General features: G+C 58.8%; 21 protein-coding genes and 2 riboswitches. Of the genes, 5 read left to right on the forward strand and 16 right to left on the reverse strand.

The genetic code is table 11. The features are described 5' to 3' along the window. Positions 1-4: 4 nt before the first annotated feature. The 11 genes from HMPREF1147_RS01315 to htpG form a co-directional block, all read right to left on the reverse strand. Positions 5-1285: a type II secretion system protein GspD gene (locus HMPREF1147_RS01315; protein ID WP_009657427.1), complete on the reverse strand. Its 1281-nt coding sequence runs from the start codon at positions 1283-1285 to the stop codon at positions 5-7. A 10-nt stretch (positions 1286-1295) separates the two neighbouring features. Beyond that, positions 1296-1886 (reverse strand): transcriptional initiation protein Tat, encoded by a 591-nt coding sequence (locus tag HMPREF1147_RS01320; RefSeq protein ID WP_009657312.1) that lies wholly within the window; start codon positions 1884-1886, stop codon positions 1296-1298. A gap of 174 nt (positions 1887-2060) precedes the next feature. Next, positions 2061-2801, reverse strand: coding sequence for a M48 family metallopeptidase (locus HMPREF1147_RS01325; protein WP_037350963.1), 741 nt, complete (start codon positions 2799-2801; stop codon positions 2061-2063). Then, positions 2798-3703: an Hsp33 family molecular chaperone HslO gene (hslO, locus tag HMPREF1147_RS01330; protein WP_009657403.1), complete on the reverse strand. Its 906-nt coding sequence runs from the start codon at positions 3701-3703 to the stop codon at positions 2798-2800. The genes HMPREF1147_RS01325 and hslO overlap by 4 nt, the downstream gene beginning before the upstream one ends. 70 nt (positions 3704-3773) lie before the next feature. Beyond that, positions 3774-4238 (reverse strand): 6,7-dimethyl-8-ribityllumazine synthase, encoded by a 465-nt coding sequence (ribE, locus tag HMPREF1147_RS01335; protein WP_009657358.1) that lies wholly within the window; start codon positions 4236-4238, stop codon positions 3774-3776. Position 4239: 1 nt separating this feature from the next. Continuing rightward, positions 4240-5454: a bifunctional 3,4-dihydroxy-2-butanone-4-phosphate synthase/GTP cyclohydrolase II gene (locus HMPREF1147_RS01340; RefSeq protein ID WP_009657398.1), complete on the reverse strand. Its 1215-nt coding sequence runs from the start codon at positions 5452-5454 to the stop codon at positions 4240-4242. An 11-nt stretch (positions 5455-5465) separates the two neighbouring features. Next, positions 5466-6098, reverse strand: coding sequence for a riboflavin synthase (locus HMPREF1147_RS01345; protein ID WP_009657295.1), 633 nt, complete (start codon positions 6096-6098; stop codon positions 5466-5468). 4 nt (positions 6099-6102) lie between these two features. After that, complete coding sequence (gene ribD, locus HMPREF1147_RS01350; RefSeq protein WP_037350973.1) at positions 6103-7212, reverse strand: bifunctional diaminohydroxyphosphoribosylaminopyrimidine deaminase/5-amino-6-(5-phosphoribosylamino)uracil reductase RibD; 1110 nt, start codon at positions 7210-7212, stop codon at positions 6103-6105. A gap of 67 nt (positions 7213-7279) precedes the next feature. Next, a riboswitch (FMN riboswitch) is annotated at positions 7280-7435 on the reverse strand. A 35-nt stretch (positions 7436-7470) separates the two neighbouring features. After that, positions 7471-7857, reverse strand: coding sequence for a dihydroxyacetone kinase phosphoryl donor subunit DhaM (gene dhaM / locus HMPREF1147_RS01355; protein ID WP_009657283.1), 387 nt, complete (start codon positions 7855-7857; stop codon positions 7471-7473). Position 7858: 1 nt separating this feature from the next. Next, positions 7859-8524 carry a TerC family protein gene (locus HMPREF1147_RS01360; RefSeq protein WP_009349665.1) on the reverse strand — a complete coding sequence of 222 codons (666 nt, stop codon included), beginning with the start codon at positions 8522-8524 and terminating at the stop codon, positions 7859-7861. A gap of 10 nt (positions 8525-8534) precedes the next feature. Beyond that, the gene (gene htpG, locus HMPREF1147_RS01365) at positions 8535-10484 is read right to left on the reverse strand and encodes a molecular chaperone HtpG (protein ID WP_009657251.1); all 1950 of its coding nucleotides are present in this window, start codon (positions 10482-10484) and stop codon (positions 8535-8537) included. Positions 10485-10721: 237 nt separating this feature from the next. Between htpG and HMPREF1147_RS01370 the strand changes: the two genes are divergently transcribed. The 3 genes from HMPREF1147_RS01370 to HMPREF1147_RS01380 are packed head-to-tail and all read left to right on the forward strand — an operon-like array spanning position 10722 to position 12947. Continuing rightward, a complete protein-coding gene (locus HMPREF1147_RS01370) occupies positions 10722-11018 on the forward strand; it encodes a hypothetical protein (protein WP_009657282.1) in 297 nt (98 codons plus the stop codon). 38 nt (positions 11019-11056) lie between these two features. After that, positions 11057-11824 carry an SIMPL domain-containing protein gene (locus HMPREF1147_RS01375; RefSeq protein WP_009657350.1) on the forward strand — a complete coding sequence of 256 codons (768 nt, stop codon included), beginning with the start codon at positions 11057-11059 and terminating at the stop codon, positions 11822-11824. Further along, entirely contained in the window at positions 11811-12947 is a 1137-nt protein-coding gene (locus HMPREF1147_RS01380) for an acyltransferase (RefSeq protein ID WP_009657304.1), read from the forward strand. The genes HMPREF1147_RS01375 and HMPREF1147_RS01380 overlap by 14 nt, the downstream gene beginning before the upstream one ends. A 305-nt stretch (positions 12948-13252) precedes the next feature. Here HMPREF1147_RS01380 and HMPREF1147_RS01385 read toward each other — a convergent pair whose 3' ends face one another. The 3 genes from HMPREF1147_RS01385 to HMPREF1147_RS01395 form a co-directional block, all read right to left on the reverse strand. Then, positions 13253-14407 carry an amidohydrolase gene (locus HMPREF1147_RS01385; RefSeq protein WP_009657269.1) on the reverse strand — a complete coding sequence of 385 codons (1155 nt, stop codon included), beginning with the start codon at positions 14405-14407 and terminating at the stop codon, positions 13253-13255. An 82-nt stretch (positions 14408-14489) separates the two neighbouring features. Next, the gene (metK, locus tag HMPREF1147_RS01390) at positions 14490-15674 is read right to left on the reverse strand and encodes a methionine adenosyltransferase (protein ID WP_037350976.1); all 1185 of its coding nucleotides are present in this window, start codon (positions 15672-15674) and stop codon (positions 14490-14492) included. Between the two features lie 97 nt (positions 15675-15771). Further along, positions 15772-15878: riboswitch (SAM riboswitch) on the reverse strand. 88 nt (positions 15879-15966) lie between these two features. Continuing rightward, positions 15967-17184, reverse strand: coding sequence for a hypothetical protein (locus tag HMPREF1147_RS01395; RefSeq protein ID WP_156791289.1), 1218 nt, complete (start codon positions 17182-17184; stop codon positions 15967-15969). Positions 17185-17389: 205 nt separating this feature from the next. On the opposite strand from HMPREF1147_RS01395, the gene HMPREF1147_RS01400 reads away from it, so the two are divergent. Both HMPREF1147_RS01400 and HMPREF1147_RS01405 read left to right on the forward strand, forming a co-directional pair. Further along, on the forward strand, positions 17390-17689 hold the full coding sequence (locus HMPREF1147_RS01400; RefSeq protein WP_009657264.1) for a type II toxin-antitoxin system RelB/DinJ family antitoxin: 300 nt from the start codon (positions 17390-17392) through the stop codon (positions 17687-17689). Then, positions 17686-18027, forward strand: coding sequence for a type II toxin-antitoxin system RelE/ParE family toxin (locus tag HMPREF1147_RS01405; RefSeq protein ID WP_009657371.1), 342 nt, complete (start codon positions 17686-17688; stop codon positions 18025-18027). Before HMPREF1147_RS01400 ends, HMPREF1147_RS01405 begins: the two co-directional genes overlap by 4 nt. Before the next feature lie 29 nt (positions 18028-18056). On the opposite strand, the gene HMPREF1147_RS01410 is transcribed toward HMPREF1147_RS01405, so the two are convergent. Together HMPREF1147_RS01410 and HMPREF1147_RS01415 are read right to left on the reverse strand one after the other, a co-directional pair. Then, positions 18057-18590 (reverse strand): GNAT family N-acetyltransferase, encoded by a 534-nt coding sequence (locus HMPREF1147_RS01410; protein WP_009657245.1) that lies wholly within the window; start codon positions 18588-18590, stop codon positions 18057-18059. 2 nt (positions 18591-18592) lie between these two features. Beyond that, entirely contained in the window at positions 18593-19129 is a 537-nt protein-coding gene (locus HMPREF1147_RS01415; RefSeq protein ID WP_009657341.1) for a methylated-DNA--[protein]-cysteine S-methyltransferase, read from the reverse strand. Between the last annotated feature and the right edge of the window lie 160 nt (positions 19130-19289).

Raw genomic sequence — 19289 nt, forward strand, 5'->3', positions numbered from 1 at the left:
AATATCAATTCTCATCTAAAACTCGGGCGGTGAGGAATATCATCAGCTCGGACTCCGTTTTGTTCGTGCGCACGCTGCGGAAAAATGCACCGAGGACGGGCAGATCGCCGAGAAACGGAATCTTTGAGAGCGAACGCGACTCGTCGCTGTCGATGAGCCCGCCGATCACCATCGTCTCGCCATCGCGCAGGCGCACTGTCGTATCCGCACTCCGCTTTTGAAAGCGATACGCTTTGAGCTCCTCGACATAGACGGGGGTGCTGACTTCCGTGTGGACGCGCGCTGTGATCGTGCCGTCCGCCGTTACGCGCGGCGTGTAGCGCAGGATGATCCCCGCTTCGCGGTAGTCGATCGCGCTGGTCGTCACATGATCGGACATCGTTGTGCGCGGGACGGGCACCTCGGCGCCGATGTTGATGAGGGCTTCGCGCCCCTGCACCGTGGTCACGTTCGGACGGGCGAGCATCTTTGCCTTGCCGTCCGTGATGAGCGCACTGATCGCCGCCGAATAATAAAATTCATACGGGACGCCCGCAGGACCTCTGCCGAACCGTATGATGCCCGGTGCGCTCGTCCCCGTTCTGCCGCCGCCGGTGCTGCGCCCGGTGACGCGTCCGCCGGCATCGACGCTTGGATACTGTGGGAGCGCCGACCACGTCCAGTCGACCCCGAGCTGCTTTGCCGCCGCCTTCGAGACGGAGACGACGCGTGCCTCGAGCGATACCTGCCGCGGTTTCACGTCGAGCGCGGAAATAATTTCGCGCACAGCAAACGCCTCAGCTTCCGTACCGTAAAAGAGGAGGGTGTTCGTCGCGGTATCGACGAGCACACGCCGCCCGGTATCGGACGCTGAGACCTCATTTCCACTCTCATCGTTAGTTTTCGACATGTTTCCGCGTTTTCCTTCACCACTAAGGGATAAATTTGCGGCATATGCCAGCTCCTCGGGGTCGGCAAAACGTACGGGATAGATGTGTACGCGGCGATTCTCCGTGCGTGCCTCCGTACCGAGCGCGAGGAATACGTCGCCGCGCCGCTCAATGTGAATGCCGCGCGCCGCCGCAATGAGATGCAGCAGCTCCTCCGGCTCGCCCGTCAGATGCGCCGTCACCGCGCCCGTCACGCCGTCGTCCACGATGAGCGGCACGTTGCCCATGCGCGCGACAGCGAGCAGAACGGTGCGGACATCGCCGCCCGTCACGTCGATGGTCACGGGCGCGGCATAGAGCCGTGCAGGAACGAGGAGGGCAAGACAAGCGAGCCCCATGATGACGAAACGCTTCATATGTTCGCTCCTATTCCCGCCGCAGCGTCAGTGTCTCAGCTCCGCGCCGCAGTGTCACGCCGGCATCATCGACATCCATAACCGCATAGTCCCGCCATGTATCACCCGCTGCAACGGCGGCGCTCTCCTCCCCCATCGCAAGGATGGCAATGCATCTGCCGTCCGCCCCCGTCACCGTGCCGCGCAGGATCGGGCGCAGCTCTTTGGCGGGCTGTGCCGTGCCGTCCGGCAAAGCGGGCGCAGTCGTGGACATGCGGTCTGCGAGCATCAGCGGCGCGGAATTCTCCGCCGCGCCCGCCCGCTTCTCATCCGGAGGCGGTGACACTCCCGGCGTATGCGCCGCTTCGCCGCGTGTCTCGTGTGCGTAGGTAAAGGGATTGCGCAGCTCGGGACGACGTGCCGCCACGTCCAGTCCGACGATCTCCCGCGTCTCGTCCTCTTCCTGCGCGCGCATCTGCATAGGCGGCTCAATCACTGCGGACGAGGCGGGCGTCTGCACGAGATAGAGAAGCGCCGCCGCGGCAACGAGCAAGGCTGCGCCCATGTGCATATCACGGCGCGAAAGGGCGGCGAAACGGCTGCGCAGCATTTCTATCGTCATTCCGTTCCTCCGCCCCCTTGTGCATGAGTGTCTTCTTATTTTGTTTTATTGTAATATAATTTGCGCGATTCTGCAACTTTTTATTCCACGAAATTACCGGCATGGAAAATTTTTTCGTCTAAAATGCGATTTCCCCGCATTTTAGACGACCTATATTCGTCCACGCACCGACGTTCACCGCCCCTCCTCGTCCTCTCGCGCCTGTGCGTTGAGTGCGCGGCGCACGTCCCTCCAATCCGGAAGGTACCGATCCATGCGCGCGTGGAAGACGGCGCCGTGTCCGCGCACCCACAGATGCGTGAGCTCATGTAGGATGACGTAGACGAGGGCGCGGCGCTCATAGCGCGCGAGGGCGAGGTTCAGCGTGATGGACGCGGTGCGCGTGCTGCAGCTCCCCCACCGCGTTTTCATCGCGCGGATGCGCCACGCGGCGGCGTGTTTGCCTACAATGTGCTCACATTCCGGCACGGCGTGCTCGATCGCCGCGGCGAGTTCCGCACGATAAAGGGCGCGAATCGCTGCGGCGCGTTCCTCCACGTCCGCATCGGGCGATGCATAGAGGAGAATCCGCCCGTCCGCATATTCCGCGTACGCTTTGCCGCGCGTAACGGGGCGCACTTCGAGCGGACACTGCACGCCCCACAGGAGGATCGTCTCTCCCATCTCGTAGCGGCGACGCTCCTGCGCCTCAGCAGCCGCAGAAATCGGCCGCAGGCGTTCGTCGATCCACGTACGTCTGCGGCTGATAAATCCCTCGATGTCCGCGCCCGTCATGCCCTGCGGTGCGCTCACCTCCACGACGCCCGGCGGTTGAACGCGGAGGTAGAGGTTCTTGATATTTTTATAGCGGATGTGAACGTCGTATCCGCCCATCGTGCCGCGCTCCTCGCGCAAGAGTCTCGTACGCCGCTTCACTTCGCGCTGCGCGCGTGCATGGCGCGCATCTTGATGGCGACGCTGCGGATCGCGGTGAGTTCTTCTTTGTCAAATTGATACGCCGCGCCGCAAAAGTGACATTTCACCTCCGCCTGCCCGTCCGCGACGAGACTATCGAGGTCGTCCGCGCCGAGCGTAATAAGGCGATCCGTGATGTAGTTCTTCGAGCAGTTGCACCGGAACGCGAGATCGGTTGACGCGAGAATCTTCACGTCGTCAAAATTGCCGAGCAGGACGCCGATGATGCCGCGCGCGTCCATCCCCTGCTCCACCATATGGGAGACGGAGGAGATGAGCCGCAGATTGTTCTCGAGTTTATCGATCACATCGTCCGATGCGCCCGGCATGGGCTGAACGAAGAAGCCGCCCGCGCCGAGACATTCGAGCTCGGGGCTGACGAGCACGCCGAGCCCGATGGAGGACGCCGTCTGCTCCGAGGTGTAGAGGTAATTGATGAGGTCGTCCGCGACCTCGCCCGTCGTGATGTCGACGCTGCCCGTGACGGGTTCCTTCAGCCCCGTAAAGCGCGTCACCGTGAGGATGCCGCGCCCGATGCCGCCGCCGACATCGATCTTGCCGCGCGGGTTCAGCGGCAGATGCGTATGCGGGTGATCCACATAGCCGCGCACCGAGCCCTCCGCCGTTGCGTCCGCCGTGACCGTGCCGAGCGCGCCGTCGCCCTTGAACTTTATCGTGACAGATTCCTTATTCTTGAGATTCGCGGCGAGGAGCAGCGCTCCCGTCATCGTGCGCCCAAGCGCCGCCGCCGCGACGGGGTAACAGTCGTGCCGGCGCATCGCTTCCGCGACCGCGTCCGTCGTTACCGCCGCATAGGCGCGCAATGCGCCGCCCGCCGCAATTGCCTTTACCAGTTGATCCATTGTTCTTACCAATCCGGGGCGAGATGAAATATCACACCGTTTATCCTATCCAAAAAATTAAATTGCGCCGTCACATCTTCCGAAAGAGATTCGCCATCTCCATCGCGGCGACGGCGGAGTCCGCACCTTTGTTGCCCGCCTTTGTCCCCGCGCGCTCGATTGCCTGCTCGATGTTCTCCGTCGTCACGACGCCGAAGATCGTCGGCACGCCGCTCGCAAGCCCGACCTGCGCGACCCCCTTTGAGACCTCGCTGCACACATAATCATAATGCGTCGTCGAGCCGCGGATCACCGCGCCGAGACAGATCACGGCGTCGTAGCGTCCGCTCACCGCCATACGCTTCGCCGCGATGGGGATCTCAAACGCGCCCGGCACCCACGCGACGTCGATGTCGCCGTCCGCCGTCTCGTGACGGTGGAGCGCGTCGAGCGCGCCGCTGAGAAGCCGGCTCGTGATGAACTCGTTGAACCGCGCGGCGACAATGCCGATTTTGAGTCCCTTGCCGCTGATATATCCTTCAAGCATGTTTGCCATCTTATTTTCCTCCCAGTTCCTCATCTGTCAATAGATGCCCCATCTTTTCCTTTTTCACCGTCATATAGCGGCGGTCAAACTCGTGCGTGTGCATGACGATCGGCACGCGCTCGACGATCGTCAGCCCGTAGCCCTCGAGCCCCGCCCGCTTGGCAGGATTATTCGTCAGCAGGCGGATGGTCGAAAGCCCGAGATCGGCGAGAATCTGTGCGCCGATGCCGTAGTCGCGCAGGTCAGGCGCAAAGCCGAGCTCGACGTTCGCCTCCACCGTGTCGCGCCCCTGATCCTGCAAGGCATACGCGCGCATCTTGTTCGCGAGCCCAATGCCGCGTCCCTCCTGCCGCAGGTAGAGCAGAACTCCCTCGCCCTCCGCCTCGATCGTGCGGAGCGCGGTGCCGAGCTGATCGCCGCAGTCACAGCGCATCGAGCCGAGCGCGTCGCCCGTCAGGCACTCGGAATGCACGCGCACGAGCACGTTCTCCTTGCCGCGCACATTGCCCTTGACGACGGCGAGATCGCAGCGTCCGTTCAGGCTGTTCTCGTAGGAAATAAGGCGGAAATGCCCGTATTTGCTCGGGAAATCAACGTCCGCCACCTGATGCACGAAGTTCTCCGTGCGCGTGCGGTACTCGATGAGCGATTTGATCGTGATGATGTTCAGTCCGTGTTTTTTCGCAAACTCCTTGAGCTGCGGCGTGCGCATCATATGCCCGTCGTCCGCCATGACCTCACAGCAAAGCCCCGCCGGATAAAGCCCTGCGAGCCGCGCAAGGTCGGTCGTCGCCTCGGTATGCCCCGCGCGGCGCAGGACGCCGCCCTCCACCGTGCGCAGTGGGAACACATGCCCCGGGCGGCGGAACTGCCCCGGCTTTGCCGCGGGATCGATGAGCAGCTTCACCGTGCGGCAGCGCTCAAACGCGGAGATGCCCGTCGTCGTGTCGTAGGCGTCGACGGAGACGGTGAACGCCGTCTCGTGATTGTCCGTGTTGTTCTCCACCATCTGACCGATCTGCAGCTCGTCGAGACGGCTGCCGATGATCGGCGTGCAGATGAGCCCCTTCGCATACGTCGCCATAAAATTCATATGCTCCGGCGTCAGCTTCTCGGCGGCAACGATGATGTCGCCCTCGTTCTCGCGATCCTCATCGTCTACGACGACGAGCATCTTTCCGTTTTTAATATCCTCGATTGCCTGTTCAATCGTTGCAAAATCCATGCGTATCTCTCCTAAAATCCGCTGCGCAGAAGAAGCTCCTGCGTCAATCCGCCCCCCTGCCCCGGCGCGTTCCCGCCGAGCAGCTTCAGCGCGTATTTTCCTAAAATATCCGTCTCGATATTGATGGGACTGCCCGTCTGCTTCGTGCCGAGGTTCGTCACCGTGCGCGTGTGCGGGATGAGACTGACGGTAAAATCCGCCGTGCCGACGCGCGCGACCGTGAGACTGATGCCGTCGAGGGCGACGGAGCCTTTTTCCACGATGCCGCGCAGGAGCTCCGCGTCCGCCGTGACGGTCATAAGGATCGCATTGCCCTCCTCTCGAATGCGCGTGATCCGCCCCAAGCCGTCGATGTGCCCGCTGACGAAATGTCCGCCCATGCGCGTCGTCGGCAGGAGCGCCCGCTCGAGGTTGAGCTGCGCGCCGCGCACAAGCCCCGCGAGCGACGTGCGCCGCACGGTCTCCGGCATGACGTCCGCACGAAAGCCGTGCGCATCAAAATGCGTGACCGTAAGACAGATGCCGTTGACGGCAATGCTGTCGCCGATGTGCGCGTCCGATACGACGAGATGCGCGCCGACGGAGATTGCGCCGCCTGTGAAGCCCTCGAAGGAGCCGACCTCCTCGATGATGCCCGTAAACAACCGCTCACCCCCCGTACTGCGGATAGCCCGTCATGAGGATGTCCGCGCCGACCCGCTCCACCGTCGTATCCGTGAGACGGAGCGCCGCCTGCGGACTTTCAAAGCCCGCACCGCCGACCGCCGTTGGGGCATCCGCCCCGCCCATGAGCATCGGCGCGATGAAAGCGCGCACCTTGTCCACAAGCCCCGCCGAGAGAAACGACCAATGCACCGACGCGCCCCCCTCGACAAAGACCGAGGTCAATTCCTCTCTCCCGAGAAAATCCATGAGCGCGGGAATGTCCACCCGCTCCCGCCCAAAGGTCACGACCTCCGCGCCGCACGCCTGCAACAGAGCCGTTCGCTTCGGCGCGGCGCGCTCGCTGACGGCAATGATCGTCCGCGCCGCCCCGTCCGTGAGGAGCTTCGCATCGTGCGGCGTCCGCGCCGTGCTGTCGAGCACAACGCGCACGGGATTTTTCCCCGTGCGGTGCGGCAGGCGCACCGTGAGACTCGGATCGTCCGCAAGCACCGTGCCGATCCCGACGAGGATCGCATCGTGCGCGTCGCGCCACTCGTGCACGCGCGTGCGTGCCTCCGCGCCCGTGATCCACTGCGACGCGCCCGTCCGGCTCGCGGTCTTGCCGTCGAGCGTCATGGCGGTCTTGAGCGTCACGAAGGGACGCTTCGTCACCACCCATTTGAGGAACACCTCGTTCTGCCGGCGCGCCTCTTCCGAGAGAACGCCCGTCGTGACCTCGATGCCCGCCGCGCGCAGCCGCTCGATGCCATGCCCCGCGACGACGGGATTCGGATCACTGAGCGCCGTTACGACGTGCGCAATGCCCGCCGCGATCACCGCTTCCGCGCAGGGTCCCGTACGCCCGTGGTGGGAACACGGCTCGAGCGTTACATAGAGCGTCGCCCCGCGCGCGAGTTCCCCCGCCATGCGCAGCGCATGAATCTCCGCATGAGGCTCGCCCGCCGCGCGGTGCCAACCGCTCCCGACGACGATGCCGTCCCGCACGATCACCGCGCCCACCAACGGATTTGGAGACGTGCGCCCGCGCGCGAACTCTGCAAGGTGCAGCGCCTCCCACATAAAATGCTCGTCACGCGCTCGTTGTTCGTCCATCGTTATCCACCCAAATAAAAATACCGCCGAGAATCTCTCTCGGCGGCACACAAATCGTCCATAAAAGACGCGCCTTTTCCCATCCGGACTGCGGAGTTGCCTCCTTCACCGTCGGCTTCGGAATCTCACCGAATCGTGCCCCGCGGAGCGGCATCTGTGCCCTCCGTCACGGGCTTGCGGGCTATACCGCCGGTGGGGATTTTCACCCCGCCTCAAAGAGCATCGCTTCGTATATTGTAACACCCAATATTTACGCTGTCAATCGTCAATCTTTACCGCGCGCCGCGTCTCCTCCGCACGGCGCACCACCTCGTCGAGGGGCGCACCGCAGACGGCGGCAACAGCGGCGACCAGACTGCCCTCCACGACGGGACAATCCGCCATGCGCAAGAGCGTGTCCTTGCGCTCGTCAAGGATCGTTTCCACGGTCAGGATCGAACTGCCCGCATCCACAAGGATGACCACGCCGTCCGCGCCGTACACCGCATCGATCGCATGCATGATGCGCGCATAGCTCGTCCCGAACGCGCCGTTTTCCATGCCGCCCGCGGTCGCGATGCGGGCATCCTTCGCCATCATGCGGCAGGTCTCCACGACCCCCTTGGCGAGCGCGGGGCTGTGCGTTACAATCACAAGGCCGACCATATTATGCACTCCGATTCCGTCCGCCAATGGCGCACACGAGACCTGCGCACGCGGCGGGAAGCAGCGTCCCGGCGTTCGGCAGGATATTCAAAATCATCGGTCCCACCGAGTGATCGTGCGCGATCATCGTGCCCGCCGTCCAGCCGAGAATCGCCGCCCCGATCACGATGAGCACGGGGTACCGATCCATCAGACGAGCGATGAGCTGACTGCCGCCGACCACGATCGGAATGCTGATGATGAGCCCGATCACGACGAGCAGGAAATGCCCCTGCGACGCGCCCGCAATCGCGAGCACATTGTCCAGCCCCATCGCGGCGTCCGCAACGATGATCGTCTTAACCGCGCCCGCGAACGTATCCGCCGCTTTGACATGCGCCTCCTTCGACGGGCGCATGAGTTTCACCGCGATCGGCAGGAGAACGAGCCCGCCGAGCGCCTGCAAATACGGCACGGTCAGCATCTCCACAGCAAAGAACGTCATGATGAGACGCACGAGCACCGCGCCCGCCGTGCCGACGTAGATCGCCCGCGTCCGCAGCTGCGCCGGCAGACGGTTCGACGCCATCGCGATGACGACCGCATTGTCCCCCGCGAGCACGAGGTCGAGAACGATGATCGAAAAGAGCGCCACAAAGAACTGTGACGAAAAGAGTTCGATTTCCACAAATATCTCCTTATTTCGCCATCAGCTTTGCGAGTTTCTGCGCAAAGGCGACGGGATTCTCCGGCAGGATGCCCTCGATGAGCAGCGCCTGCGTGTAGAGGAGGTCGCAGTAGTCCTTGAACTCCTCGCTCTCCTTGCCCGCCGCGTGGACGCGCCGGAGCTTTTCAAAGAGATCGTGATGCGGGTTGATCTCGAGGATGCGACGCGCCTTGAACATCGGATTGTTCATCTCGGCAAAGGTCTGCTCCATCGAGAGCGAGGGACCTGCCTCATCCGCCACGAGACAGACCGCGCTTGAGCGCAGACGCTGCGAGATCTTGACCTCGGCGATCTTATCCCCGAGTACTTCCTTCACGTCCTTGATGAGATCGTCGTTCGTCTTTGCGATCTCCTCGGTCTCCTTCTTCGTCTCCTCGCTCTCCGCATCGCCGAGGTCGAGATCGCCGCGGCTGATGGAGTGAAACGGCTTGCCCTCGTACTCGTGCACGGTCTCGATCGCGAACTCGTCCACGGGATCGAGCAGGAAGAGCACCTCAAGCCCGCGTTCGCGCAGCTGCTCCATCTGCGGGAGCTGCTCGATCGTCGCCTTGTCCTTCGCCGTCGCGTAGAAAATGCTCTTTTGGCTCTCCGGCATCCGCGCGACGTATTCCTTCAGCGAGACGAGTTTGCCCTCCTGCGAGCTCGTGAAGAGAATGAGATCCTTCAGCTTGTCCACGGTCTCACGCCCGGAATACATGCTGTTGTAGATGCCGATCTTGAGCGAGCGGCCGTATTCGTTCCAGAACTTTTCGTAGCCCTCACGGTCTTTTTCAAGTTTTTTCCCGAGCGTCTTGAGGATGTTTTTCTCAAGGGCGCGCCCGATGGTCTTGAGCTCGCGGCTCTGCTGGAGGAGTTCGCGCGAGATGTTGAGCGACAGGTCGGGCGAGTCGACGAGCCCCTTCATAAAGCGCAGATAGTCCGGCAGAAGATCCTTGCATTTGTCCATGATGAACACATGGCGCGAATAGAGCTGAATGCCCGGCTCGTAGTCGGACTGGTAGAGGTTGAACGGCGCGCGCGCGGGGATCTCGAGGAGCGCCGTGTACTCGACCGTGCCCTCCGCCTTCGTGTGAAAGACCTCCATCGGCGCTTCCCACTCGTGAAATTGGTTCTTGAAAAAGTCGTTGTACTCCTCTTCCTTGATCTCCGATTTTGCGCGCGTCCAGAGCGGCTGCATCGAGTTCAGCGTGCGCAGCTCCGTCTTTTTGACCGGCTCCGCGCCCTCGACGATTTTCCCCTCGGCGTCGCGCGGAAGCTCCTCCGTCGTGACGTTCATCTTGATCGGGTAGCGCACATAGTCCGAGTATTTCTTCACAAGACGTTCGAGCGTGTAGGTGTCCGTGTAGTCCGTCTCGCCCTCGGTGAACTCCTGCGCAAGGCGGATCGTGATGGTCGTGCCGCGCGATTCCTTCTCCGCGTCCTCGACCGTATAGCTGCCGTCGCCCGTCGACTCCCAGCGCGTCGCCTGCGTCTCGCCCGCACGGCGCGTGACAATGGTCACGGATTCGGCGACCATGAACGCGGAGTAGAAGCCGACGCCGAACTGCCCGATGAGATCCTTGTCCGGCGCACCGCCGCTCTCCTCCTTCGCCTTTGCGAGCTGTTCCATGAACGCCTTCGTCCCGGATTTTGCGATCGTGCCGATGTTATCGACAACCTCGGCGCGCGTCATGCCGATGCCGTTGTCGGAGATCGTCAGCGTTTTACTCTCCGCGTCCGGTATCAGGAAAATCTCATACGCGTCGTTTCCCTCGAGGATGTCGCGGTTTGTCAGGCTCTCAAAGTGGAGCTTGTCGATTGCGTCCGACGCGTTCGAAATCAGCTCGCGCAAAAAGATCTCGCGGTTCGTGTAAATGGAATGGATCATCAGATCCAGTAATTGTTTTGTCTCGGCTTGAAACTCATGCGTTTCCTTTGCCATAATATCGCGCTCCCTTACGTGTAGCTATTTTTGTATATCGTTTCGTCTTATACGACTCGATTTCTATGCTCTATATTACACAAAAAACGGCAAAAAATCAAATGTCATTTCCTCCTTTTTCCTAAATAATGTGCCCGGCAGGATTTTCATTCACAGCGTTTGCAATTCACAGCATTTTGCATTATACTCATCTTTGGATATTGTTTATCATCTGTATAGGGAAAAGGAGATTTTATCATGGACAACGAACAGAACACACAGCCGGGCACGCAGAACGCCGCCCCCAAGGCTCTCATCGTACAGTCGACGAAAAATGCCGGTCTCGCCGCCGGGCTCGCGCTCTTCTTCGGTCCCCTCGGTATGCTCTACTCGACGATTAAGGGCGCCGTCGTCATGCTCATCGTGAATCTCATCGTCGGTCTCTTCACGGTCGGGATCGGATTAATCATAACCTTCCCCATCGGCGCCTTCTGGGCGTATAAGGCTGCGGTGAAATACAACGAGAATCTGCTCTCGGGCGCGCAGCAGGGATAAACTGTCTTTCATGATAATATCCGTACGGTCGTGTTATCATGAGCACAGATATTTACAATGTGCATGAAACGGAGGATATGATGAAACGCACCTCATTCGGCGCACTCACCTGCGTCGCTGCACTCGCCGCAGCCCTCCTTCTGCCTGCGGGACACGCGGCGGCGGAGGAATATCCCGCGACGCTCAGCACGAGCGGCACAAGCGTCACCTATGTCACCCCGGACACCGCCGCGATCACGGTCGGCGTCGTCACGGACGCAAAGGACGCAGCAAAGACACACGCGGACAACGCCGTGCTGACGGCGCGCGTCCACAAGGCGATGAAAGAACTCGGCATCGCAAACGCAGACATTCAGACAACGCATTATGATTTCTCGCAGCGCTGGGACACGCGCGATGACGGAAAAACGGAACTCGTCGGCTACACCGCGCAGAATATGATCGCCATCACCGTGCATGACCTTTCAAAGGTCGGTCGCGTCATTGACGCGGCACTCGCCGCAGGGGCAAACCGCATCGATTCGCTCGAGTTCAGCGCAAGCGATCTCACGGCTGCGAAAAAAACAGCGCTCGAGGCAGCGATGAGAGACGCGCGTGCAAAGGCGGATGCGCTCGCCGCTGCGGCTGGTGTCCGCATTGTCCGTATTGCAACGATCTCCTTTACGGATGTCCACGCGCAGCCGTACAACAGCGTGCGCTATTCGGCAATGGTAAAAGAGGCCGCAGCCGACTTTGGCGAAACGCCGATTGCGGCAGGTCGTCTCTCTGTCGAAGGGCTTGTGAACGTCACCTATGTCATCGAATAAGCCGCCGCGGCTCTCTGCGGTCGAGGCGATCCGCGGCATCTCCATGATGGGTGTGATCGGCATCCACATCGGCGCAGAGTACCTTGCAAACCCCTCGCCAAATCTTCATCTCACAGCGCTTTTTGACATCGGCACGCGCTTTAGCGTGCCGATTTTTTTCTTCATCTCTGCATTCGGGCTGTTCTATGGGCAAAATCCCGCCGTACCGTTTTCCTACCGTGCATTTCTCCGGCGGCGGTGGCACGCGGTCGCCCTGCCCTATCTCGTGTGGTCGCTCTTTTACATCCTCCACGATGCGTGGCATTACGGTATGGGCATACCGCCGCTGCTCTCCATTCCGGGGATACTCTTCTTTGGGAATGCGAAATATCAGCTCTACTTCATGGTCATCCTCATCTGGTTCTACCTCCTCATGCCGCTCTGGCGCGTCCTGCTGCGGCATATGACGCTCCCGCGCCTCGGCGTTCTGCTCGCCGCGCAGGTCGCGTTCGACTACTGGTCGAGCTTTGACAGTGCGTTCAACCTCTATGTTTACAGCCTGCCCGAGGGAACACTCCTGCGCGCGCTGCTCTTTTATCGCCTGAACTATTGGGTCATGCACTACGTCTTTATCTTCCTGCTCGGCGGGTATCTCGCCCTGCATTTTGACGCGTTCCGCACGCTGATGGAGCGACGGGCGCGAAGCCTTTATGCATTTGGACTTCTCAGCCTCGGACTGCTCCTCGCGTGGTACTACAAGCTGATTCTCATCGACGGGTACACCCCGCTCGAGGCGATCTACACCGCGCATCAGCTCTCGCCGCTCGGCATTCTCTATACCATCGGAGCATCGCTCGCCCTCTTTGCGTTCTTCACGCGTCTCGGCACGCAGAACCCGCTCGGGCGCGCCTTTCAAACGCTCGGAAAACACTCCTACTTCATCTACCTCGCGCATCCCGTCGCGATCACCTACCTGCTGATGCTGATCCACGCGCACGGATACGTCCTCACCGCCCCCATCGCCCTTGGGCTCTACACCGCCACCCTTCTCCTCACCCTCTGCTCCGCCATCATCGTGCGACGCATCGGCGACCGTGTGCCGATCGTCAACGCACTGACCATTGGGATACAAAAAAAGAAATAGAAACAAAAAAGATAAGGATAAACGCCTCGTCCTTATCTTTTTTGATGCAGAATTTTCTCGATAATCAGTGCGAATGAACCACCGTGCCGTGAGCGGTATCTGCCGCAGCCATTTTTAAGCCATGCTTTTTTGGCAAGGCAGATACCCGAACGGTGCAGAAACATTTTGCGACACAGCTAGGCGCGAAAACCCATTCACGATCTAGGAGAAGCGGAAGTTTCGATGCAGAGCAAGGAATGAGGAGGACACAAGGGCAGGCGTAGTAAAAAGCTACGTCAACCGACGTGTCTGATCGAATGACACAGCTATGCGCCAAAATCGCGCGTCACGCAGCGTAGAGATGTTTCAGCTAGACGAGCCAAATATCGCGCCGTCTGCGGAATCCCCGCCGGATCGACCGTGAACTGCGGATGATGATTCTCCGGTCCCAGCCCCGTCCCGACGAATGCAAAGCAGCTCTCCATCGTCTCCTGATAATACGCGAAGTCCTCTCCCGCCATCCACGGTACGGCATCCACAACGGTAAATCCCTCCCGCTTTGCCACGTCCGCCGCGAGTTCATTCCAACGCGGCGTATTCACCACGGCGGGCGCGCCCGACTTCCAAGAGATCTCCACATGCCCGCCGAGCCCTGCGGCGATCCCCGCGGCGAGTTCCTCCATCCGTTTCTTCACCAGCACACGGTCGTCCGCATCGAAGAGCCGAATCGTTCCTTCCATCCATACCCGCTCCGGCAGCACGTTCCACGTCGTCCCGCCCTCAATGTGCGCGATGCTTACAACGGCGGCGTGCAGCGGGTTCACGTTGCGTGCGGCGATCGTCTGTGCCGCCGTCACGAACTGCGCTGCCATCACGATGGGATCGCATCCGCGGTCGGGCTGCGCCGCATGCGTTCCCACGCCCGTGAACGCGATCTCGAACTTATCCGTGGACGCCATCATGCCGCCTGTGCACAGCCCAAATGTCCCCACCGGATAAAGGGGACGCGTATGAATGCCGAATATCGCAGTCACACCGTCAAGGACTCCCGTATCGAGCACACAACGCGCCCCGCCGGGTGCCTCCTCCGCCGGCTGACAGACGATATAGACCGTCCCTTCGAGTGCCGCTTCCCGCTCTTTCAGCAGGAGCGCCGCCGCAAGCACCGCCGCCATGTGAAAATCATGCCCGCAGGCGTGCATCTTCCCTTCCGTTAAAGAACGATACGGCAGATCGGTCGCCTCGGTCACCGGCAGCGCGTCGATATCCGTCCGCAGCGCAACAATGGGTTTTTCCCCCGATCCGATCGCCGCCACAAGCCCCGTCTCGAGAGGCACATCGAGCACACGTATGCCAAAGCGTTCAAACGCTGCCCGCAGGCGCGCCGTCGTTTCAAACTCCTCATAGGAAAGTTCCGGATGCGCGTGCAGCCAGTAAAACTCGGCGCGCGCAAACTCCATGATTTCCTGCTCCGTCATCATTTCACCCCCATATAGGAAAACAGTCTTATGCACCCCGGCAAAAGAGAGACGCGCAAGACTGTTTTATATTACACAATACGGATTAGAGCCCTACATCCTGTTTCAGCACGGCGGCTTTGTCCGTCTTTTCCCACGGCAGATCGACGTCCGTGCGGCCGAAATGCCCGTACGCCGCTGTTTGACGATAGATCGGACGGCGGAGGTCAAGCATCTTGATGATGCCCGCGGGGCGCAGGTCAAAGTTTTTCTGTACCAAACCGACGATTTTCTCCTCGTCGATCTTGCCAGTGCCGAACGTATCCACCATGATGGACACGGGATGCGCCACGCCGATGGCATATGCAAGCTGGATCTCAACGCGGTCGGCAAGCCCTGCCGCGACGATGTTCTTCGCCACATAGCGCGCCGCATACGCCGCGCTGCGGTCGACCTTCGTGGGGTCTTTGCCCGAGAACGCGCCGCCGCCGTGCCGCGCCCAGCCGCCGTAGGTATCGACGATAATCTTGCGCCCCGTCAGTCCCGAGTCGCCGTGCGGGCCGCCGATGACGAATTTTCCCGTCGGGTTGACGAAGTATTTCGTCTCCGCGCGCAGGAGTTCTGCGGGAATGATTTCCTTGATGATTTTTTCAATCATATCCTTGCGGATGGTCGCAAGGTCAACCGCCTCGTCGTGCTGCGTCGAGATGACAACCGTATCGACATAGACGGGCTTCCCGTCCTCATAGGCGACCGTCACTTGCGTCTTGCCGTCCGGGCGCAGATAGGAGAGCTCACCGCTCTTGCGCGCGTCCGTCAGGCGGCGTGCGAGTTTATGCGCGAGCACTGTCGTCAGCGGCATGTACTCGGGCGTCTCGTTCGTCGCGTAACCGAACATCATGCCCTGATCGCCCGCGCCGATCGCATCCGCCGCGTCCATCTTGCCTTCGCGGGACTCGATCGCCTCGTTGACGCCCTGCGCGATGTCGGGCGACTGCTCGTCGAGCGAGACGAGAATGCCGCAGGTGTCGGCGTCGAACCCGTAGCTCGCGTTCGTATAGCCGATCTCGCGCACCGTCTGACGGATGATCTTCGGAATGTCCACATAACACGACGTCGAAATCTCCCCGACCACATGAGCCTGCCCCGTCGTCACGAGCGTCTCGCAGGCAACGCGCCCCTGCGGATCCTGCGCGAGAATCGCATCGAGGATGCTGTCGGAAATCTGATCGGCGAGTTTATCGGGATGCCCCTCGGTCACGGACTCGGATGTAAACAACATTTTTTTCATACAAAAACCTCCCCCAGGTGTCGAAAAATATTTTACCAAAAAGACATCCTCATCCCCACAAGAAAAGCCTCCCTATCAGATGGGAGGCTTATGACCGCTCTCATCTCATAGGCTGCTCCGCCTAAAGGAATTGGCACCGTTGACCAAAACGTCATGGTTGCCGCAGCTTCATAGGGCCCGTCCCTCCACTGCTCTGGATGAGGTATATTCTCTTCTATACGTCGCATTGTAACGAAAGTGCGGGATATTGTCAAGGGGCGGTCGGGAGATTTTTTTAACGCTTTGACGTTACTCATGAATCATCATCGAAAGAACCGGCAAAACCGGCCGCACTGATAGCACATTCTGTCAATGGCAGTGACAATTCCTTGCTCTCCCATGCCGCCACCGCAAGGCGCTCAAATTGTACTTTTCTATAACTTATTTTAGACCAACAACCAGAATAAGGTTCATCTCCCTTATGACCATTCAACGGAATAACATCTCCCGTCCGTATGTCATAGATCCCAAATTTATTCTGCTTTATACGCTCCGTACAAAAGGCATCATGATTTCCAAACTTCGGCCGCCGATCATCCTCTTGGAGCGTAGAGGTTGACGACCGGCGAAACAATATGCCGCCTTCCATGTTTCCATATATATTCCAACAGCACGTACTGCCGTAACCATGGTGCCATTCCTGCAGGACGTTCCCTTGCAGATCGACAACGAGGCTGACGTTTGGCGACTCACTCCACAGCAGCAGACTCTTCCCCTCTTCATACCATCCTTTCAGCAAATATGCCGTCCCGACGGGCAGGGAAAATAGTCTTTCTTCTTCCTCATCATGAACGAACACGACAGACAAATCCTCACTGCGCACACATATCACACCGTCGCCATACTCGATCGGCTGACTGTCACGCTGCGACGGTTCTCCAAAATTCTTAAGCCTGCATTTTGTATAAAGTTCTCTTGCTTTGCCGCCGCTTTTAGGGATCATATAAATACGATCGGAAGGCCACCGATCCTTTGGGACAAGAGGAATCTCATTCCCAACGAACGTAATGTAGAATTTATCATCAAATTCATAAAGATCCCACGGGTATAACTCAAGTTCCTGGTCCGGCCAATCAATAGGAATTTCTGCGACCCCCTCCTCCGTCAAATGAAAAAGATGCGGCCTCACCTTTTCTATCTCGGCTTTCGACTTTGCGAGACAGCAATTATAATCCAACTCTACGAGGAAATATATCCCGGATTCTGTAAGAACGGAACTCCCTATCCGGTATCCACGCGGTATTGCCTGTGACAGATCGATCTTCACCTCATCGGTGACACGGTTCGGATTGATAACTACAAAACTGGGCCGCGAATGATCCTGCAAAAAAATGCTGCCCGAGAACCTTTGTGCAGCATCACATTTCTGCACAGTAAAAAGCGACATACACACGGCGAACAGCATAAAAAAGATGCGCATTGATATCATAATCATAGGACTCCCTTCAGCAACAATCTCTTCTCTCACCATACGCCTCTCAAATCCAATCGGCCTCTTCATTTTTCAAGCTCGTTCATGAGACGAGGTGACGCCCGCATTTTCTCCAACGCCCGCATGTCCAAACTATTATCTCCCTTCTGTCCGTATATCATTTTACCACAAGTCCATTGTATATGATATAGTCTTGCAATCCGCATGACGTCATAGTACAATCACAGTGAAAGGCGGTGGTCTCATGAAAGACGCAACAGTCAGCGCACGCGTCGAGTACAATGTGAAAAAGGAGGCGGAGGATATTCTCCGCAGTCTTGGCGTTCCCGTATCCGTCGTCATCAATGCCCTGTACCGTCAAATCATCGAGCGCAACGGCATTCCCTTCTCTCTGACGCTCCCGAAAGTACCGCGCACACTTGACACTATGAGTGATGAAGAGCTGAATATCCATCTGCGCCAAGGATATGAGGAAGCGCTTGCAGGAAGAGGCATCCCATGCGACGAGTTCTTTGAATCCTTGAAAAAGAGATATATCTCATGATAAGTTACGAAATCATCATAACACCGCGAGCTGCCGCCGACTTCACGGAACTGCATGATTATATTGCGGGCGTGCTGTGCTCTCCTGAGACGGCATTTGCATATATAAATGCCCTGCAAACAGAGCTTAATACCCTCTCTCAGATGCCGGAACGTATTCGACCTATTGAGAGTGAACCGTGGCACTCAAAGAGCATCCGGCGAATCCTCATCAAGAATTTCTACGCATATTACTTGATTTCCAAAGACGACTGCTGTGTATATGTCGTAAGCATCATCTACAGCAAACGTGACCAACTAAAACAACTTGAGACGATAAAAAGCACGCTCCCAAAATGATGGGGCGTGCTTTTCTGATAAATTGATTGTCACAGTAATGAAAGTTTCTCCTTGGAAATGTCATATTCCCATGTCTCACGGTACATGTCCCGGCTTTCATCCCAATCGTTATACGGCTCGCTCTCCGTTTTACGGAACCCATATTTCTCATAAAGGTGGTGTGCCGGCTTCAGAATATCAAGGGTCCCTAGTGTAATGTGTCTATATCCCTTTTCCACACAAAACTGCATAGCGATCTTTAATAATTGACTGCCCAAACCTTTTCCCTGAAGATCCAGAGCAACGCCGAACCAGCGCATCTGCGCCTTATCGTCCGCTCGTTTGATCACAGCGATGTCTCCGACGATCTGCCCGTCTCGTTCGGCGATCCACATCTGACTTCCCTCCGGCTCGTCGTAGAGTTCCGCCATTCCGCTGAGCATTTCTTTTTCATATAGTCCGTTGAAGTGATACTGTTCCTCATAGAGCTTATATTGAAAGTAACATACTCTACTAGGATCGCCCGGTTGGTATGTGCGAATCACAATATCATCATTCATTCTGACATATTCCTTTTTCATCATTGTCACAGTTTCGTCCCGTGCTTTGGCACAAAGAACGCGCTCATATCGACGCCCTCGTGTTCGAGTAGGGCAATCTTCATCGAGAGTCCGCCGCCGTATCCGGTGAGGCTGCCGTTCGTTCCGACAACGCGATGACAGGGGATGATGATGGAGATGGGGTTGTGCCCGACGGCGCCGCCGACGGCCTGCGCGGACATGCGGGACTTGCCGGTCAGAGCGGCAATCTCGCGCGCGAGCGCACCGTAGGTAGTCGTCGCGCCGTAGGGGATGCCGCAGAGCAGATTCCATACAGCGCGACGGAACGCGCTCCCGCGCGGGGCGAGGGGGAGTTCTGCAATTGCGGGGTGCTCTCCCGCGAAGTACCGCGAGAGCCACGCCTTTGTCCGTACGAGGAGCGGCGTCTCGCGCTCCTCTACGCTCTTCCCGTGCAGATCGGACATGTAGTCCTGCCCCGCGATCCAGAGGCCGACGAGCGCCCCTTCGCGCTCTGCAAGCAGGATGTCCCCGAGCGGCGATACATAATGCGCAGTATAAATCATTCAATCTCCTCCCAAGGCATATTTTTGCGTACCGGCACTGTTCAGCCCCGCGATAGAACGCAAAGCGAGCATAACATACGGCGTTCATTCTGCCGCTTAGTATAGCACAAATCGCCGTATTCCTCCATCCTCCCGGAATACCAACGCCATCCATCCCCTG

The organism is Selenomonas sp. FOBRC9, assembly GCF_000287655.1.
Taxonomy (GTDB): Bacteria; Bacillota; Negativicutes; order Selenomonadales; family Selenomonadaceae; genus Centipeda; species Centipeda artemidis.

Bases quoted from the DNA above. Each gene is read 5' to 3' on its own strand.
- HMPREF1147_RS01315 (WP_009657427.1), bottom strand. From the start codon at position 1,285: ATGAAGCGTTTCGTCATCATGGGGCTCGCTTGTCTTGCCCTCCTCGTT.
- HMPREF1147_RS01320 (WP_009657312.1), bottom strand. From the start codon at position 1,886: ATGACGATAGAAATGCTGCGCAGCCGTTTCGCCGCCCTTTCGCGCCGT.
- hslO (WP_009657403.1), bottom strand. From the start codon at position 3,703: ATGGATCAACTGGTAAAGGCAATTGCGGCGGGCGGCGCATTGCGCGCC.
- ribE (WP_009657358.1), bottom strand. From the start codon at position 4,238: ATGGCAAACATGCTTGAAGGATATATCAGCGGCAAGGGACTCAAAATC.
- HMPREF1147_RS01340 (WP_009657398.1), bottom strand. From the start codon at position 5,454: ATGGATTTTGCAACGATTGAACAGGCAATCGAGGATATTAAAAACGGA.
- ribD (WP_037350973.1), bottom strand. From the start codon at position 7,212: ATGGACGAACAACGAGCGCGTGACGAGCATTTTATGTGGGAGGCGCTG.
- dhaM (WP_009657283.1), bottom strand. From the start codon at position 7,857: ATGGTCGGCCTTGTGATTGTAACGCACAGCCCCGCGCTCGCCAAGGGG.
- htpG (WP_009657251.1), bottom strand. From the start codon at position 10,484: ATGGCAAAGGAAACGCATGAGTTTCAAGCCGAGACAAAACAATTACTG.
- HMPREF1147_RS01370 (WP_009657282.1), top strand. From the start codon at position 10,722: ATGGACAACGAACAGAACACACAGCCGGGCACGCAGAACGCCGCCCCC.
- HMPREF1147_RS01375 (WP_009657350.1), top strand. From the start codon at position 11,057: ATGAGCACAGATATTTACAATGTGCATGAAACGGAGGATATGATGAAA.
- HMPREF1147_RS01380 (WP_009657304.1), top strand. From the start codon at position 11,811: ATGTCATCGAATAAGCCGCCGCGGCTCTCTGCGGTCGAGGCGATCCGC.
- HMPREF1147_RS01385 (WP_009657269.1), bottom strand. From the start codon at position 14,407: ATGATGACGGAGCAGGAAATCATGGAGTTTGCGCGCGCCGAGTTTTAC.
- metK (WP_037350976.1), bottom strand. From the start codon at position 15,674: ATGAAAAAAATGTTGTTTACATCCGAGTCCGTGACCGAGGGGCATCCC.
- HMPREF1147_RS01395 (WP_156791289.1), bottom strand. From the start codon at position 17,184: ATGGTGAGAGAAGAGATTGTTGCTGAAGGGAGTCCTATGATTATGATA.
- HMPREF1147_RS01400 (WP_009657264.1), top strand. From the start codon at position 17,390: ATGAAAGACGCAACAGTCAGCGCACGCGTCGAGTACAATGTGAAAAAG.
- HMPREF1147_RS01405 (WP_009657371.1), top strand. From the start codon at position 17,686: ATGATAAGTTACGAAATCATCATAACACCGCGAGCTGCCGCCGACTTC.
- HMPREF1147_RS01410 (WP_009657245.1), bottom strand. From the start codon at position 18,590: ATGATGAAAAAGGAATATGTCAGAATGAATGATGATATTGTGATTCGC.
- HMPREF1147_RS01415 (WP_009657341.1), bottom strand. From the start codon at position 19,129: ATGATTTATACTGCGCATTATGTATCGCCGCTCGGGGACATCCTGCTT.